The 15771-nt window shown below is 58.0% G+C and carries 14 protein-coding genes; 9 read left to right on the forward strand and 5 right to left on the reverse strand.

The features are described 5' to 3' along the window. Positions 1–15: 15 nt before the first annotated feature. From BLV11_RS05355 to BLV11_RS05385, 7 genes are all read left to right on the forward strand, one after another. Positions 16–2379 (forward strand): ABC transporter permease, encoded by a 2364-nt coding sequence (locus BLV11_RS05355; protein ID WP_091811945.1) that lies wholly within the window; start codon positions 16–18, stop codon positions 2377–2379. Between the two features lie 9 nt (positions 2380–2388). After that, positions 2389–3585 (forward strand): efflux RND transporter periplasmic adaptor subunit, encoded by a 1197-nt coding sequence (locus BLV11_RS05360; protein WP_091811946.1) that lies wholly within the window; start codon positions 2389–2391, stop codon positions 3583–3585. 22 nt (positions 3586–3607) lie between these two features. Beyond that, positions 3608–4219 (forward strand): DUF2238 domain-containing protein, encoded by a 612-nt coding sequence (locus tag BLV11_RS05365; protein WP_091811947.1) that lies wholly within the window; start codon positions 3608–3610, stop codon positions 4217–4219. 265 nt (positions 4220–4484) lie between these two features. Next, the gene (locus BLV11_RS05370; RefSeq protein ID WP_091811948.1) at positions 4485–5282 is read left to right on the forward strand and encodes a C39 family peptidase; all 798 of its coding nucleotides are present in this window, start codon (positions 4485–4487) and stop codon (positions 5280–5282) included. 57 nt (positions 5283–5339) lie between these two features. Then, positions 5340–6350: a flagellar protein FilC gene (locus tag BLV11_RS05375; RefSeq protein WP_091811949.1), complete on the forward strand. Its 1011-nt coding sequence runs from the start codon at positions 5340–5342 to the stop codon at positions 6348–6350. Positions 6351–6388: 38 nt separating this feature from the next. After that, entirely contained in the window at positions 6389–8014 is a 1626-nt protein-coding gene (locus BLV11_RS05380) for an OmpP1/FadL family transporter (protein ID WP_091811950.1), read from the forward strand. 36 nt (positions 8015–8050) lie between these two features. Further along, positions 8051–9133, forward strand: a complete 1083-nt coding sequence (locus tag BLV11_RS05385) for a MalM family protein (protein WP_091811951.1) — start codon at positions 8051–8053, stop codon at positions 9131–9133. A 2-nt stretch (positions 9134–9135) separates the two neighbouring features. Here the strand turns inward: BLV11_RS05385 and BLV11_RS05390 are convergent, their stop codons facing one another. From BLV11_RS05390 to BLV11_RS05400, 3 genes are read right to left on the reverse strand one after another with little or no spacing between them, the layout of a single operon-like run. Continuing rightward, on the reverse strand, positions 9136–10173 hold the full coding sequence (locus BLV11_RS05390) for a polysaccharide deacetylase family protein (protein WP_091811952.1): 1038 nt from the start codon (positions 10171–10173) through the stop codon (positions 9136–9138). A gap of 40 nt (positions 10174–10213) precedes the next feature. Then, a complete protein-coding gene (locus BLV11_RS05395; RefSeq protein ID WP_091811953.1) occupies positions 10214–10891 on the reverse strand; it encodes a DNA-J related domain-containing protein in 678 nt (225 codons plus the stop codon). 27 nt (positions 10892–10918) lie between these two features. Then, a complete protein-coding gene (locus tag BLV11_RS05400; protein WP_091811954.1) occupies positions 10919–11563 on the reverse strand; it encodes a TetR/AcrR family transcriptional regulator in 645 nt (214 codons plus the stop codon). 71 nt (positions 11564–11634) lie between these two features. Here BLV11_RS05400 and ttcA point away from each other — a divergent pair, with 71 nt between their 5' ends. Next, positions 11635–12588 (forward strand): tRNA 2-thiocytidine(32) synthetase TtcA, encoded by a 954-nt coding sequence (gene ttcA / locus BLV11_RS05405; RefSeq protein ID WP_091811955.1) that lies wholly within the window; start codon positions 11635–11637, stop codon positions 12586–12588. Between the two features lie 376 nt (positions 12589–12964). Further along, positions 12965–14785 carry a phosphogluconate dehydratase gene (gene edd / locus BLV11_RS05410; RefSeq protein ID WP_091811956.1) on the forward strand — a complete coding sequence of 607 codons (1821 nt, stop codon included), beginning with the start codon at positions 12965–12967 and terminating at the stop codon, positions 14783–14785. Between the two features lie 27 nt (positions 14786–14812). Here edd and BLV11_RS05415 read toward each other — a convergent pair whose 3' ends face one another. Next, complete coding sequence (locus tag BLV11_RS05415; protein ID WP_091811957.1) at positions 14813–15496, reverse strand: sulfite exporter TauE/SafE family protein; 684 nt, start codon at positions 15494–15496, stop codon at positions 14813–14815. Next, positions 15496–15726: a cbb3-type cytochrome oxidase assembly protein CcoS gene (ccoS, locus tag BLV11_RS05420; RefSeq protein WP_091811958.1), complete on the reverse strand. Its 231-nt coding sequence runs from the start codon at positions 15724–15726 to the stop codon at positions 15496–15498. The genes BLV11_RS05415 and ccoS overlap by 1 nt, the downstream gene beginning before the upstream one ends. Positions 15727–15771 lie beyond the last annotated feature (45 nt).

The raw sequence follows: 15771 nt of genomic DNA on the forward strand, positions 1-15771 counted from the left end.
CGGAGCCACCGCGCCATGACCGCATTGAACACCAAGCTTTTCCGGGAACTCTGGCAGTTGCGCGGTCAGGTGCTGGCCATTGCCCTGGTCATTGCTGGTGGCGTCGCCGTATGCTTGATGTCGATCGTCAATTACTCCTCCCTGGAGCTCACCCGGGCGCAATACTACGCCGAGAACCAGTTTGCCGATGTCTTTGCCTCACTCAAACGGGCCCCCCGTCACGTTACTCAGCGAATCGCCGCAATACCCGGCGTGCTCAGGGTCAGTGACCGGGTAGAGGGGGCGGCCAAACTGCAGATGCCGGGGTTCACCGACCCGGTATCAGCACAGATCGTCTCGTTGCCGGGTAATGAGCAGCCGTTGCTCAATCGCCTCTACCTGCGGCAGGGGCGGTTACCGGATGCCCGTCATACCGACGAAGTGGCTATCATCGGCAGCTTCGCCAAGGCTCATAACCTGCAACCCGGCGATACCATCAAGGCGATCATAAATGGTCGCTGGCAGCCTTTACGGGTGGTGGGTATTGTCGAATCGCCGGAGTTTATCTTTGTACTGCCGCCGGGTGGTTTGCTGCCGGATTACCAGCGTTATGGGGTGTTGTGGATGGCCCGTGATGCGCTCGCTGCGGCTATGGATATGGAAGGGGCTTTCAACAGCGTATTACTGCAGGTGGATCGGGGGTTCGCTGTAGCCGATGTGATTGACCACCTTGACCGCCTGCTGGCGCGCTATGGTGGAACCGGCGGCCTGGAAAGACACGACCAGATATCCCATCGCTACCTCAATGACGAACTGGCGCAGCTGCGTACCATGGCAACGGTGTTTCCACTGATCTTCATGTCAGTGGCGATGTTCCTGCTGAACGTTGTGATTGGCCGTTTGATTGCCACCCAGCGGGACATCATTGCTGTGCTCAAGGCTTATGGCTACGGCAACTGGGCAATTGCCAGGCACTACCTCCAGCTCACCATGGTAATCGCGGTACTGGGGCTGGTGCTGGGCTGCGTCATCGGCTTATGGCTCGGTCGGGGGCTGGGGGAAATGTATATCGAGTATTATCGTTTCCCCCGGCTGCTGTTCATTATCCACCCCGGCTGGTTTGTCCTGTTGACGGTGATCACCTTGTTGTTTGCCTTCCTGGGGAGCTTGCGTTCTATCTACCGGGCGGCCTCGCTGCCACCGGCAGAAGCCATGCAGCCGGAGGGGCCTGTGCGCTTTCGCATTACGCTGCTGGAGCGGGTGTTGTCCGGTGTTCGGTTCAGCCAGCCGTCGCGGATGATTGTCCGGCAACTGGCGCGGCGCCCGGGGCGCACCGGGTTGTCAGTGCTTGGTGTGGCCCTTGCCACGGCAATCATCATGGTGGGCAACTTCCAGTTTGACTCGGTGTCCCTGATGGTCCATGCCCAGTTTGCCCGGGTACAGCAACAGGATGTTGCCGTGACCCTGACCGATCCGGTGAATTCGGCGGCCCTGTTCGGGCTGGTCCGGGATCCCGGCATCCGCTATGCCGAAGGCCGTCGAAGTCTGGCGGTTGAATTGATTCATGGCCACCGCCGTTGGCGTACCGCGCTGTCGGGAATACCTGAGCCGGCCTATCTGCAGTTTGTCATTGATGAATCGATGGCCCCGGTGGCGATACCGGAAGCGGGCGTGCTGCTCACAGATTTCCTGGCCGCCGGTCTGGACATCCGCGCCGGGGAGACCCTGACAGTGCAGGTGCTTGAGGGTGAACGCCGGCGGTTGGAGGTGCCGGTCGCGGGAACCACCAGTGAATTCCTTGGCGTGGCGGCCTACATGCGGCTGTCTTCCGTCAATCGCCTGCTGGGGGAAGGGCCGGTGGTCAATCAGGTGCTGCTCAATACTGACCCGCAGCAGAGCACCGTGGTCTATGAACGGCTGCGGTTGATGCCTGGGGTGTTGGCGGTGAATATCCGTGAGGCCATGCTGGCGAGCTTCTATGACACCCTGGCCAAGACCTTCCTGACCTTCACGTTTTTCAACAGTCTTTTGGGGGGCGTGATCGCCTTTGGGGTGATCTACAACACCGTGCGGATCTCGCTGGCGGAAAAGGGGCGGGAGCTGGCCAGTATGCGGGTACTGGGCTACAGCACACCCGAGGTCGGTCATATCCTGCTTGGTGAACTGGCGATCATCCTGCTGCTGGGAGTGCCGGTTGGGTGGCTGATTGGGCAAGGCCTGGCCGCAGCGCTGGTGTGGTCGTTGCAGACTGAACTTTATCGTGTACCGTTAACCTTGACCGTTCAGACCCTGGCGATGTCGGCCTCGGTGGTCCTTGTGTCGGCTATTGGCTCGGGGCTGATTGCCTGGCGGCGTCTGGCGGGGCTGGATCTTGTGGCGGTCCTCAAGACCAGGGAGTAAGGAGAGGGAATGAAATCCATTGGTCGTTGGCTGTTCTGGAGCGGATTTATTCTGCTGGTTGTTGTTGCCCTGGTGTTCACGTTCCGGCCAGATCCGGTCTGGGTGGATCTCACCCGGGCTCAGCGAGACACACTCAGTGTCGCTATCGTGGAGGAGGGCAAGACCCGGGTTAAGGACCGTTATGTGGTGTCCTCGCCGGTCGCCGGATATTTGCATCGACTGGAACTGGACGTGGGAGATACCGTGACACGAGACCAGCTGGTCACCGTGCTGGACCCCATGCCGGTCAGCGTTCTTGATGCGCGAAGCCGTGCCGAAGCCGAAGCCCGGGTAGAGGCGGCGAGAGCATCCCTGGAATCCGCCAGGCAGAATGTCAGTGCCGCCCGCGCTGACGCCGAGCTTGCCCGCAACGACTACCAGCGTTTATTGCGCCTGGATGAATCCAATTTTGTCTCGGGTGAGCGTTTGCAACAGGCGCAGGCCGCAACGTCCCGTGCGGATGCGATCCTGCGCTCGGCGAGCTTCACGCAGGAGGTGGCTGCCCACGAACTTGCGGCGGCCCGCATCCGGCTTGAAGTGTCGGCGGTGAATGCAGGCGATCAATCCGGTCTGGAACAGGTGCCCATACGTTCGCCGGTAGAGGGGCGGGTACTGGGGTTGTTGCGGGAGAATGAGGGCGTCGTACAGGCCGGTACGCCAATTCTGGAAGTGGGCGACCCCGCTGCTCTGGAAGTGGTGGTGGATGTGCTCAGTTTCGATGCGGTCAAACTGAGGGCCGATATGCCGGTAATCTTGACCGGGTGGGGCGGCCCTGAGTTGGCGGCCCGGGTACGGCGGGTGGAGCCTGTTGGCTTTGAGGATGTCTCTGCGCTTGGCGTGGAAGAGCAGCGTGTTCAGGTGGTTGTCGATCTGATTGCGCCCAGAGAAGCGTGGGAGAGCCTTGGCGACGGTTACCGGGTGGACGCAGCGTTTATCCTCTGGCAGGGCGAGGATGTACTTCAGATTCCGGCCTCTGCGGTGTTCCGTCGCGACGGTAAGGAGTGGCTGTTTGTGGTCAGCGAGGCTATTGCCCGGTTACGGCAGGTCACAACGGGCCATAGCAACGGGCTGATGGTGGTACTTGAATCCGGGCTAGAGGAAGGGGAATGGGTCGTACGCCATCCCGACCGTCAGCTGGCGGATGGACAGTCGGTCAGGGTACGCTGACCGTGACTTCTTGTCGGGAGTAATGGGTATCAAAACATTGTGGGTAGTGACGTTTCTTGGTGTTCTGGTGTGGTCGGGAATTGATCCCAAGGATCAGGTGACCTGGCTGCTCGAAGTCTTGCCGGCATTGATTGGTGGCGTCATTCTCGCGCTGACCATCAAGCGTTTCCCGTTCACCCCCTTGCTCTATTTGCTGATCCTGATCCATGCCGTCATTCTTATGGTCGGCGGCCATTACACTTACGCTGAGGTTCCCCTGTTCGACTGGTTGGGTGACTGGTTCGGGGCCACCCGTAACAACTACGACAAGCTCGGGCATTTCGCCCAGGGTTTTGTTCCGGTGATGGTGGCCCGGGAAATCGTGGTTCGCCTCGAGGTCTTCCGCAGCAGGGCCTGGTCGAACTTTTTTCTGGTCTGCTTCTGTCTCGCGGTCAGTGCTTTTTATGAGCTGATTGAATGGTGGGTAGCGCTGGCAAGCGACGAAGCTGCTGAAGCTTTTCTGGGCACCCAGGGCTATGTTTGGGATACCCAGTCCGATATGGCATTTGCTTTGGTCGGGGCAATTTCAGCGCTGCTGGTCCTGACCCGTCTGCACGATTATCAGCTGCGGCGACAGGGCTATATCCGCCACTGATTTTTACCTCCCTCTACTGGTCTTGAACCAGTTCTCATATTCCGCCGTTGCGGCCTCTTCTGCACGGGTAGATTTGAGGCACAGTTATCTTTCGGCCCTGTGTTATTCCGGTATCGTAGCGTAACAAGATGTAACGGCGTCTGACCCGGTGGGCTCGGTATCCATGCCGTTGTCTGGCAGTGCCAGACATCCCGATACAAATAATAAAACTGGTCGATCAATGGACTCGATCCGACCAAAACGGCTGCGGAGTTTTCCCTAAGACATGTTCCTGGTGCTCGCTGGTTCCCTGATGACTCTGGCAATAGTGGAAAAGATCACTGTTGTTGAGCCTATTGAACGGGATGTTGTTGTCATTGAACAGACTGTTGCGCCGGGTATCGAGTTGCGTACTGACACCCGGGTTGAACCGCTGGTCGAGCAGCGCTACCGGAATATCGTCCGTCAGGCCTATGACTACAGTTGTGGCAGTGCGGCACTGACAACGGTGCTGGCCTATTACCTGGGGCGTAACCTGGGGGAACGGCAGGTCATGGAGGGGCTGCTCCATTACGGCGAAAGTGATCGGATCGTTGAACGCCGGGCATTCTCAATGTTGGACATGAAGCGGCTGGTCACAGCGCTGGGATACCCCTCTGGCGGGTTCCGGGCAACCATTGATGATTTGCTTGAGCTTGATCACCCCGCCATCGTTCCGATTCACCATGCCGGTTTCAAACATTTCGTGGTTTTGCGGACCATCCGGGATGGCCGTGTTTATCTGGCCGACCCCTCGGTGGGCAATATCTCTTTCACGCTCAGTCAGTTCGAAGAGAAGTGGGACGACAACGTGCTGTTTATTGTCTTTCCCGGCAGCGAGAAACCGGTTGATGCGTTGGAGCTGAGGGAAGAAGACCTTCGTTTCATCGATGACCAGACCATCACCGAGCTGACGTTTCAACAAATGCCAGAGTTCTACGAAGCGACTGAACGCCGGATACAGAACTTGCTGGAAATGCAGAAGAACAACCCCGACGGCAGTGTGGAAAACACCCGCAAGCAACTTTACTACCGTCGCAACTAAAAGCCCGGAATCCAGACCCGGGTCAGGACAAAAAACAAGCAGGAATAGGGAGCTGGGATGAATCGTTGGTTCGTGCGAGGATGTGTCCTATGGTCGATGACCGGGCTGGCACCGGTCATGGCTGTGGCCCAGGAAAACAGTGTTGACCGGGCCCGGGAGGCGTTGGCGCAACAGGAAGGAGATGAGGACTCATCCCAACAGTTGGAAGAGGTGTTTCAGGCCGCGGAAAAAAACTACTCGCTGCAGAAAAAAGGCACCCATTCACTTAACTATTCGCTGGATTACTCCTACACCGGCGACCAGCGCCTGGATATCGAGATTACCGATGGTTCGGTCCGTAACCTGGATATCGTGCCATCAGCGACCCATAGCTTCACCAATGCGTTTTCCTACGACTATGGCCTGTTTGATAACCTCACTGTAGGCACCCGCGTACCCCTGGTGGTCAAGTACGATACCCAGGATGAGCTGAATGTTTACGATTTTGGTGATATTTCCTTTACCGCGCGCTGGCAGCCACTGGCCTATGTGCCCGGCAAGATGTCGACCACGCTGTTTACCAGCTTCTCCACCAAGACCGGTGTCAGCCCCTACGAAATCGACATCAAGCGTCAGCTTTCCACCGGCAGTGGGTACTATTCGATTTCCGGTGGCGCCAGTCTCTCCAAGGTGCTTGATCCGGTCGTGATTTTTGGCTCGACCAGCCTGAGCTATAACCTGCCGGCCGAAGACCTGGATCAGGTCCGTGGCGCCCGGATTCTGGAGCAGGTGGATCCAGGCTTCAGTCTGTCCGGTTCCGCCGGATTTGCCTATTCACTGTCCTACGACATCTCCCTCAGTGTCTCTGCCCAGATCAGCTACAGCGATGAGACCGTGCTGTCGTTCAACGATGGTACCGAGGCTGTTGCCCAGGATCAGGTAACCGGTTTTCTCAGTATGTCGCTGGGAACCCGGGTCAGCGATACCACCATTATCAACACCAGTCTGGGTATCGGTCTGACTGAAGACGCTCCGGACTTCTCTCTAGGGTTGTCCCTACCCATTAACATCTCGGGCCTGCGTGACTGATCGCAGCCCATGACGCTATTCGGGAAGGGAAGTATTTCATGGGAATTGTGAGCCACAAGAAACGGATTCTCGGGGCGATGGCCGTGTCGGTCCTGTCCTGTGCTGCCCACGGACAGCTGGCACAGAACCTGACCATTCATCCAAAGGCCCTGGCTCTGGGAAATGCGGTCACCGCTGATCCACCGGGAATCATGGCGATTCACTATAACCCTGCGGGTCTGACCAAGCTGGATGACCGCCAGCTGGAAGTCAACCTGATGGGAGTTTACCTTGACGTTGACGCTGATTTTCACGCACCGGATGGGTATGAAATCTTCGGTATTGACGGATTGGAAACCGATCCTCTGACGGGAAAGCAGAGAGACCCGGTCGCCAACACCAGCAGCCACACCAACAACGTCGCCCTGTATGTTCCGGGGTACGGCATCCTGCGGACCCCACCGGGGCCGGCGGTCGCGCCGTCTGCAGGGTTCACCATTAATCCCCCCGGATCAAAGCTGACCTGGGGTACCGCTTTCTACCTGCCTATGGCTGCGGGTTTCTATCGCGACAAGGACGATCCTGGTCGGTACCAGCCGCAGGCAACTGCGCTGCAGCGCACGACCTACCTGTCGCCGACGGTGGCCTATGAGATCAACGACGACTGGTCGGTGGGTATGGGTATCCACCTGTCTCACATGGGGATCGCGGCCGACCAGTACATGCGCGCGCCGAATATGCTGCTCGGGGTGGCAGAGATCCTGCAGGACGCCTTCAACTGTGAATCCGGTGACGAGCCACTGCAGCCCTGGATCGCACTTTGTGGGGGGAACGTCGGACCCTGGGATGACATCGGGGCGCTCAGCGTCAACCTGCAGGAAACCATTTCGCCGACCTATGCCCTCGGTGTGATGTGGGAGCCGACCGACTGGTTCAGTTGGGGCGCGAGCTACACATCAGAAGCGGAAATGAATCTCAAGGGCACTTTTGAGATCGAGTACACCGAGGATTGGTCCGGCTTCTGGCAGCGCCTGAACGGATCGGTGCTGGGGGCGATCACCTCGGCCATTCTGAGCCTGCCGTCCGGTGCCCCGAGAGAGGCGGGTAACGTCAGCATGGACCTGGTCTATCCCCAGCATTTCCAGACCGGTATCAGTGTCGATGTTCACCCGAAGCTGACCCTGAACGCGGACATCGGCTGGACTGATTACAAGCAGTGGGACGCCTTTGTCTTCCAGTTTGACCGGAACCTGGAATTCCTCAACGCGGCGCGGATCCTGTCTCCGGAAAATGCTACCTCGAACAGCCTGCGATTGCCTCTGGGCTTCAAGGATCAGTGGAACTGGGCGTTCGGTATGGAATTTCATGCCTCCTCGCGGCTGGATCTGCGGGCAGGTGTGGAAATCCGGGATTCCGTAATTCCGGATGACCAGCGCTCCATCATGGCTCCGTTTGGCGGTGCCAACCTGTACAGTGTGGGCATGGGCTATCAGTGGGACAAGGACACGGTTATCGACATGAACCTGAGTTACCTCCAATCCATTGAGAGCATTCCCGCGAATACCAGTTGCAACGTCAACTGTGACAACATCACCAATATCATCTATAACCCCTACGCCGGGCTGGATATCAAGACCTCCCTACGGGTCGTCATGGCGGGCCTGAGTTTCCGGACCAAGTTTTAGGGGCCGGGCCGGGGGGTGTTCTTAGTGCGGTGGTTTATGGTCTCTCGTTTGCATTCACGATGGTTATTGCTCGGGGTCCTGGCGGTATTCGCTTCGGGCTGTCAGCTCCACCGGACCACGCCCGCCGCGGCGGCAGATGGCCAGCGTTACTACACCTGGGTCGATGAACAGGGCCGGGTCCGCCAAAGCCCGATCCAGACCGAAGCGGCGTCACCTGAACAAACGCGCAGCATTGAAGAGGTCATTGACGACGTCAAGGCTGAACAAGCGACGGGAACTGCGCAGGGAGAAGGCGCGACAAGCGGGGCTCCGCTGCGTCAGGCAGACCCGGAATATAACCTCAGCAATTACCCTGACGGCAATGAACTTGCCGAAGCTGGCTTCATTCGTGAGGGAGACCGTTTACCCTACTTCACCTGGCGTGATGCCCAAGGCAATATCCGGGTCAGCTACTTCCAGCCGGATAGTCAGGCGTTCTCGGGGAATACCCGGGAATTACCGGGTCTCAACCTGACTCCGGCCAGCGTTCACCTTGAATCCGATCGGGCACCGGCCCTGCCGGTCTCTTCCTCTGGACAACTTCCTGAAGCCTTTGCCGTTTTGGGCATCGAAGCGCCTCAGCAAAGTTACTTCGAGCGCTGGCGGGCGCATTGTTGCGATGGTCTGGGGTTGCAGCAGACAGAGTCGTGGCAGTTGGGGAGGGAGTTCCGGGTTCTGGTTGAGCCATCATCGCCAAACTGGCCGTTACTGGAGGGCGACAGTCATTATCGTCTTATCCAGCTCCCCAGGGAGGAGGACATGCCGAGTTTTGTGCTTCGCCTGAAATCGTTTAACCGGGACGGGATGTTTGTACCTTCACTGGCGTTCCTGGACAGCAGCCTGCGCCCCCTGAGGGTTGTGACCGACCTGGTGCCGGAATACCGGCCGGAAAACTGGCATCGACTGGGCTTTCTCGATATCAGGGTGCCCGCGATGCCTCAGCAAGGGGAACGCTGGCTGCTGATCTTCACCCGGAGCTCTGATGTTGCCGGGCAAACGGTCATTGAGACCGAGCGTGGCCCCAAGGTTATTTCCCACACCGCCACGGGCATGCTCAGTCTGTCGGTGTCATTACCCTGACTTCAATCTTCCGCTTGGCTGAGGTCCAGCCAGCTCTGCGATAGCCAGAAATAACGACCATTCCCAGCCGGGTACGTGCAGTTGTAGCGAAAACGGCGGCTGGAAAAGGGCTGTGGCGCCCGCACCGATACCTGTTGCCAATCTTCGTCGGCAGCGACTGAGATGCGTCCGTGGCCGGAGGCAAAGCAGGTCAGCAGGTTCTGATCAAAGTGCTGGGGCAGGGTAAGACTGAGGGTAGGTGGGTTGGCGGTAATGGGACTGTCTGGCAGATGACTGGCGTCAATGGGGAAGGCCTTGCTGAGCAGCTTGTCCTTCAGTGATGTGAGCTGCCCGAATCCGGTTGCCATAGGGAACCGGGGTAGGCGGGTAGCGACGGAACTGACGCCGACCGCCCCCGACTGCTGACCGTAGCCGTACCAACCGCGCTCTGCAACGAGTTGTTCCAGCTCTGCTGAAAACTCGCCATAGGGATAGGCAATCATGGCGACGTCCGTCCCCAGATGCTGCTTCAGGGCAGCTTGGGCATTGTCGAGGCTGGCAGAAACCCGAGCTTTCCAGCTTGTTGCTGATTCTTCAGGGCGACGGACCAGATGGCTATGGTCTGCGCTGTGATTGGCAATGGTGACGAGCGTCTGTGCGTTCAGTTCAGTCAGCTGTTGCCAGTTCAGGTAGCCCTGATGGCCAACGCTGTCGGTATTGACGAAAATGGTAAATGGCAGGTTGCGTTCCAGCAACAGGGGTACGGCATTGGTCAGTACCGAACGGTAGGCGTCATCAAAGGTGATGGCGAGCTGCTGGCTGTCGTTGAGTTCGCCACGGAGTGCGGCCCGGGAGCCGGTCTCAAGAGGAACAACCTCAAGGTCAAGCTCTGCAATCATATCCAGCTGGGCCCTGAACAGCGACTGACTGGTGCTGGTGGATGGCGGCGTAGCATCGCTGACATGATGATATTGCAGTATGACCAGATCGGCCCGACAGACGCCGGCAAACAGCAGACATAGAAAAAAGGCCATCATCTGTCGGGTATAACTTGGCGTCATCGTATTGGGTGTCCTTGTTATTTGATCCTGAAGGGGAACATCAGCGTTTACCCGCCTTGCAAAAATGCGCCCGAAACAGGGCAAAGGCTTCGTTGAGCTGCTGAATTTTACGGGTATCGCCACCGCGATCGGGATGGGCTGTCATGACCGCTCTGCGGAACTGGTGTTTTACCGGTGCGAACTGTTCGGGAACCGAGTCAAAACCAAGGGTTCTGGCTGCCTTTTGCAGATCCGAATGAGCGACTGGACGGCCCTGATGGCCACTCCAGAAATCGTCCATCATCTGCTGAATACGGCTGTCTGACAGTCGGTACTGATCGAGATCCAGATAAAATTCCCGCAGCGTGTCCTGTTTTCCTGGGAGTCCCTGACCGGCTACGGTGGCCTGGCACTCGAGGTAAATCTCAAGGGGGGAGATTGCGAGCTTCTCACCCTGGGCGGCCAGGGTATCCCGCAGCCGGTAGAGGCTGTGGAACAGCAGGAAGTGCACGGGAAATAGGCGAGTCGGGTCGGCGTAGTCGACCTCGTCCACCAGCAACCACGGTTCGGCCTGCAAGGCCTTGATCAGCGCAAGTTCAGACAGGGGAGCGGAAGCCCCGCGCAGTATATGCTCGACCGCGACCATGAGATGCTGGATCTGATCCTCCAGTCTCTCCTGATCGGCACTGTCGGCGGGCCGTGTTGCTGTACTGTTGTCAGGATTGGTGAGTGCGCTCATCCGTACAGGGTATGAAACCTCAAGGGTTCAGGAAAGTTTTTCCATGCGCTCGAGACCTCCAAGAAACAGCGTCGCCGCAAACCGGGCCGCCCGGTCTGCTTCCTGCTGAGCATTTTCCGGCTCCTTGCTCGCACGCATGGCCACTTTGAGGCTTATTTCATAAGCTACCCCAAAGAACGACGCACACAGATACTCGGCATCCACTTTGGGGAGCAGGCCGTTGTCGATTGCGGCGCGAACATCCTCTTCCAGCGATAGCATCGCCATGCCCAGTACACCGGAGCCGAACAGCTCCTTGATGGCCTGATCATTGCGGTGGGCCAGTTCATAGACAAGCGGATCGCGGGCGGTGGCATCGAACAGGGCCTGATAAGTGGAGCAGACGAACTGTTCCGCGCTTTGGGCGGTTTGACGACGTTCACTGAGGTTGCGGTTAAGGTGGTCCAGAAAATCCGTCAGCAGAGCAATGAAAATGTCCTGCTTGCTGGAGAAGTAGTTATAGAACGTACCTGCGGCGAGGTTGGTCTGGCGGACAATATCGCGGATGGTGGTATTGTCGTAGCCTTTGTCGCGGAAGCAGCTGCGGGCCGCCATGAGGATGGCGTTGCGGTTATTGATCCGGTTGCGTTCCCGTTTGCCGGGAAGCTTGGGAGCGGTCTTTAACATATCCATATCGTATCCTGTCCTTGGATTGGAGGCGCGCGTATAATGCCCTGCTCATTGACTGACTGATCGTGTTTGCCATGTCCGAATTAACGACCCTGTTCGACCCCAACACCGACCTGGATGCGTCGAAAACTCCGCCACAGAGCGATGCTGTGGGTGAAGCCGACCGCAAACAGAAACTGCAGCTCAACAAGCTGCAGAAACGGCTTCGCCGTGAGGTGGGGCAAGCCATTGCCGATTTTTCGATGATTGAAGCTGGCGATAAGGTCATGTGCTGTCTTAGTGGTGGCAAGGATTCCTATGCCATGCTGGATATTCTGCTCAATCTCCAGAAAAGCGCACCGGTCTCGTTTGAACTGATTGCTGTCAACCTGGATCAGAAACAGCCGGGATTCCCAGAGGAAATCCTGCCAGAGTACCTGTCCGGTCTCGGTATTGAATACCACATCATCGAGAAAGACACGTACAGTATTGTCAAAGAAAAGGTACCGGAAGGGAAGACCACCTGTGGCCTTTGTTCACGCCTGCGCCGCGGCATTCTCTATAATTTTGCTGAAGAGCATGGGGTGACCAAGATTGCGCTCGGACACCACCGGGACGATCTGCTGGAAACCCTGTTCCTCAACATGTTCTACGGCGGCAAACTGAAGACCATGCCACCGGTGCTTCACAGTGATGACGGACGCAACACGGTCATTCGGCCTCTGGCTTATTGTCGTGAGAAGGACATCGCCGAATACGCCGGCCTGCGCCAGTTCCCGATCATCCCGTGTAATTTGTGTGGATCCCAGGAGAACCTGCAGCGTCAGGTGATCAAGGACATGTTGCAGGGTTGGGATCAGCAGAATCCCGGACGGCTTGAAACCATGTTCCGTGCCTTGCGAAACGTCGAGCCTTCCCATCTGGCGGACACCTCATTGTACGACTTCCGCAATGGCCGCAGAACGACTGGCGTCGATTCCCCGGATTCCGTGCAATCGTCGGAAACTGAATCGGCAGACTATGGCCGTGTCGATATTCTGAACCTCTGACCGGAGCGACTCCGCTTCGGCTCCCAAAGCCTGCTTGCCTGGCCCCTGACCGGGGCCAGGCAACGTCCGCAGTTAACACCCGTAGCCAATCCAAGTCTTACTCCGGCCGCAGACGGACGTCGTTAAATGCTCCAGTCTGGTGCGCCTGGCGACGAGAGCTGAACCGGTCCCGTAATGGACGGTCTCAGTATTGTTATGGTGAATGCGTGCTCTGGCGCGATTGTTCTGGATTTCTGGTGCCTGATATTGTCATTGGCATCAAAGATGCTGGATTCGTAGCGAGGATCAAGTGACTGCAGGTGCATGAGCTCGCTTTGCCTGTAAACTGGTCAGAGAGCAGAGCATCAGGCATCAAGCTGCGATTGAGGAGATAAACATGCACCCCCAGGTGAACACGGTCACCCAGCGGATCATTGAGCGGAGTCGCGATTCACGTCAGCAATATCTTGGCCGCATGGCAGCCCTCAAAGATCAATCCCCCAATCGGTCGGCCTTGTCCTGCGGTAATCTGGCCCACGGCGTAGCCGCTTGCCAGCCATCCGACAAAGCGGCCCTGAAACTGATGAATCAGGCCAATCTGGCGATTATTTCTTCCTACAATGACCTGCTGTCAGCGCACCAGCCCTACGAACGATTCCCGGATCTGATTCGGGAGGCCGCCCATGGCATGGGAGCGGTTGCCCAATTTGCCGGTGGCACGCCGGCCATGTGTGACGGTGTTACCCAGGGCCAGCCCGGTATGGAGCTGAGTCTGTTCTCCCGTGATGTTATTGCCATGAGCACTGCGGTTGCCATGAGTCATAACATGTTTGATGCCATGGTCCTGTTAGGGATCTGCGACAAGATCGTGCCGGGACTTCTGATTGGTGCCCTGAGTTATGGTTATCTACCTGCGGTACTGGTTCCGGCAGGGCCCATGCCGTCAGGGTTGCCGAACAAGGAAAAACAGCGGGTTCGTCAGCTCTATGCCGAAGGCAAGGTTGGTAAGGACGAATTGCTTGAAGCAGAAAGCCAGTCCTACCACAGTCCTGGCACCTGCACCTTCTATGGAACGGCAAACAGCAACCAGCTGCTGGTGGAAGTGATGGGCCTGCATCTGCCAGGTGCCGCGTTTATTCATCCCAACACGCCGTTGCGGGATTCATTGACCAGAGCGGCTACCGAGCAGGTCATCCGTCTGTCACGCCCTAATGGCGGCGCACTGGGCCTGGCTGACATGGTGAATGAAAAGGCCGTCGTCAATGGTTTGGTGGCCCTGCTGGCCACTGGCGGATCTACCAACCACACCATGCACTGGATCGCTATCGCTCGTGCGGCTGGCATTATTATCAACTGGGATGACTTCGCTGACTTGTCATCGGTGGTGCCTTCATTGACACGGATTTACCCCAATGGCCAGGCCGATGTGAATGCTTTCCACGAAGCGGGGGGCACGCCTTTCCTGATCCGCGAACTGCTGAGCGGCGGTTACCTCCACAATGATGTCGAAACGGTGATGGGCCATGGGTTGGAGCACTATGCGCGGATGCCGACTCTGGATGGCGGACAGTTAAACTGGGCGCCGGTTGTCAAGGCGTCGCAGGACACGGAGGTTCTCCGTAGCGTCGCTGAGCCGTTTGCACCGGATGGTGGCCTTAAGGTGTTGGATGGGAACCTCGGTCGCGGTGTGATCAAGGTATCAGCCGTAGCTGAGGAGCACCGCCGGGTCGATGCGCCAGCGGTGGTCTTCGACGATCAGAATGACATGGTGTCGGCGTTCGAGGCTGGTGAGTTGAACCAGCACTGTGTCGTCGTGGTCCGTTTCCAGGGACCGAAAGCCAATGGTATGCCGGAGTTGCACAAGCTGACCCCCTATCTGGGAGTGTTGCAGGATCGCGGTTTCCAGGTGGCCTTGGTCACCGATGGGCGTATGTCTGGTGCCTCCGGGAAAGTGCCCGCGGCCATCCATGTATACCCTGAAGCGCTGGATGGGGGCGTACTGGCGCGGGTGCGGACTGGTGATCGTATCTGTCTTGACGCGGACTCCGGTACTCTGCAACTGGAAGTGCCGGGCGATGAGCTCAATGCACGGGAGCAAGCCTGCGTGGACCTGAGGGAGCACCGGTTCGGGTTTGGGCGAGAACTGTTTGGCTGGATGCGTCGGTCGGCAGGGCACCCTGAGGAAGGGGCAAGTTTTTTCTGGAATCACGACGCCTGAAGGCCATATGAATCCCGGGTTTGGGGATCAGTGCAGCGCACCGAGCGGCAGGGTCCAGAGGCCAAACGCGATCAGAAGCAGGCCGGTGAGTTGGCGGAACTGCCGGTTGTGCTGTAAGCGCTTGAGCGCATTCGCTGCCATGCCGGTGATTAACATCGAGGGCAGGGTGCCGAGCCCGAAAAACAGCATGGTGGTGGCGGCTTGAGGCACGGAGGGTTGCAGAGCCGCCCAGCCCAGGGTGCTGTAAACCAGACCGCAGGGTAACCAGCCCCAGAGCGCGCCCAGTGCAAGTGCCTGGAGCGGATGCTGAACCGGAATCAGGCGTTTGGTTAGTGGGGAAAGTTTTTTCCAGACCGGCGCGCCGACTTTCTCGACATAACGGATGCCTTGCCACCACTGGCCCATCGACAACCCCATCAGGATCAACAGCACCCCGGCCAAGGTGCGCAGAAGTGGTGCGAGCTGGACCCATTGCTGGGCCGCGCCTGTGCTGAGCAGGGCGATCAGGGTTGCGATGGCCACGTAACTGCCAATCCGGCCACCATTGAACGCCAGCAACATGGCTGCCTGGCGCAGACGGAAGCCCCGGCCGACAGGTATTGTCATGGACAGGGAGGCGCTGATACCACCGCACATGCCCAGGCAATGGGTGCTCCCGAGCAGTCCGATCAAAAATGCGCTGGGGTAACTGAGGAGCAGCTCGCCGGACATCAGCCAGACTGTTTTTCGTTGTCTGCAGCCGCGGCGGCTTTTTCGTCGTCCCGTTTGGCCGAAGGACGGGCGTCATCAGGAATCATGTCCTGGTCATCATCGTACAGAATACGGTGGGCGGGTCCTTCGAGGTCGTCATACTGGCCGTTCTTGACGGCCCAGGAAAACAGGAAAATGCCCAAGGCGACCAGAATCAGCGTCACCGGTATCAGAATTAAAACGATTTCCACGATATTACCTCGTTAAACGGTTCGTGCAGATCAGCGGTGGCTACC

Origin of the sequence: Marinobacter mobilis (assembly GCF_900106945.1) — a bacterium.
Classification (GTDB): Bacteria; Pseudomonadota; Gammaproteobacteria; order Pseudomonadales; family Oleiphilaceae; genus Marinobacter; species Marinobacter mobilis.

What these genes read in the sequence shown, in the direction of transcription:
- BLV11_RS05355 (WP_091811945.1), top strand. Translation starts at nt 16, where the DNA reads ATGACCGCATTGAACACCAAGCTTTTCCGGGAACTCTGGCAGTTGCGC.
- BLV11_RS05360 (WP_091811946.1), top strand. Translation starts at nt 2,389, where the DNA reads ATGAAATCCATTGGTCGTTGGCTGTTCTGGAGCGGATTTATTCTGCTG.
- BLV11_RS05365 (WP_091811947.1), top strand. Translation starts at nt 3,608, where the DNA reads ATGGGTATCAAAACATTGTGGGTAGTGACGTTTCTTGGTGTTCTGGTG.
- BLV11_RS05370 (WP_091811948.1), top strand. Translation starts at nt 4,485, where the DNA reads ATGTTCCTGGTGCTCGCTGGTTCCCTGATGACTCTGGCAATAGTGGAA.
- BLV11_RS05375 (WP_091811949.1), top strand. Translation starts at nt 5,340, where the DNA reads ATGAATCGTTGGTTCGTGCGAGGATGTGTCCTATGGTCGATGACCGGG.
- BLV11_RS05380 (WP_091811950.1), top strand. Translation starts at nt 6,389, where the DNA reads ATGGGAATTGTGAGCCACAAGAAACGGATTCTCGGGGCGATGGCCGTG.
- BLV11_RS05385 (WP_091811951.1), top strand. Translation starts at nt 8,051, where the DNA reads ATGGTCTCTCGTTTGCATTCACGATGGTTATTGCTCGGGGTCCTGGCG.
- BLV11_RS05390 (WP_091811952.1), bottom strand. Translation starts at nt 10,173, where the DNA reads ATGACGCCAAGTTATACCCGACAGATGATGGCCTTTTTTCTATGTCTG.
- BLV11_RS05395 (WP_091811953.1), bottom strand. Translation starts at nt 10,891, where the DNA reads ATGAGCGCACTCACCAATCCTGACAACAGTACAGCAACACGGCCCGCC.
- BLV11_RS05400 (WP_091811954.1), bottom strand. Translation starts at nt 11,563, where the DNA reads ATGGATATGTTAAAGACCGCTCCCAAGCTTCCCGGCAAACGGGAACGC.
- ttcA (WP_091811955.1), top strand. Translation starts at nt 11,635, where the DNA reads ATGTCCGAATTAACGACCCTGTTCGACCCCAACACCGACCTGGATGCG.
- edd (WP_091811956.1), top strand. Translation starts at nt 12,965, where the DNA reads ATGCACCCCCAGGTGAACACGGTCACCCAGCGGATCATTGAGCGGAGT.
- BLV11_RS05415 (WP_091811957.1), bottom strand. Translation starts at nt 15,496, where the DNA reads ATGTCCGGCGAGCTGCTCCTCAGTTACCCCAGCGCATTTTTGATCGGA.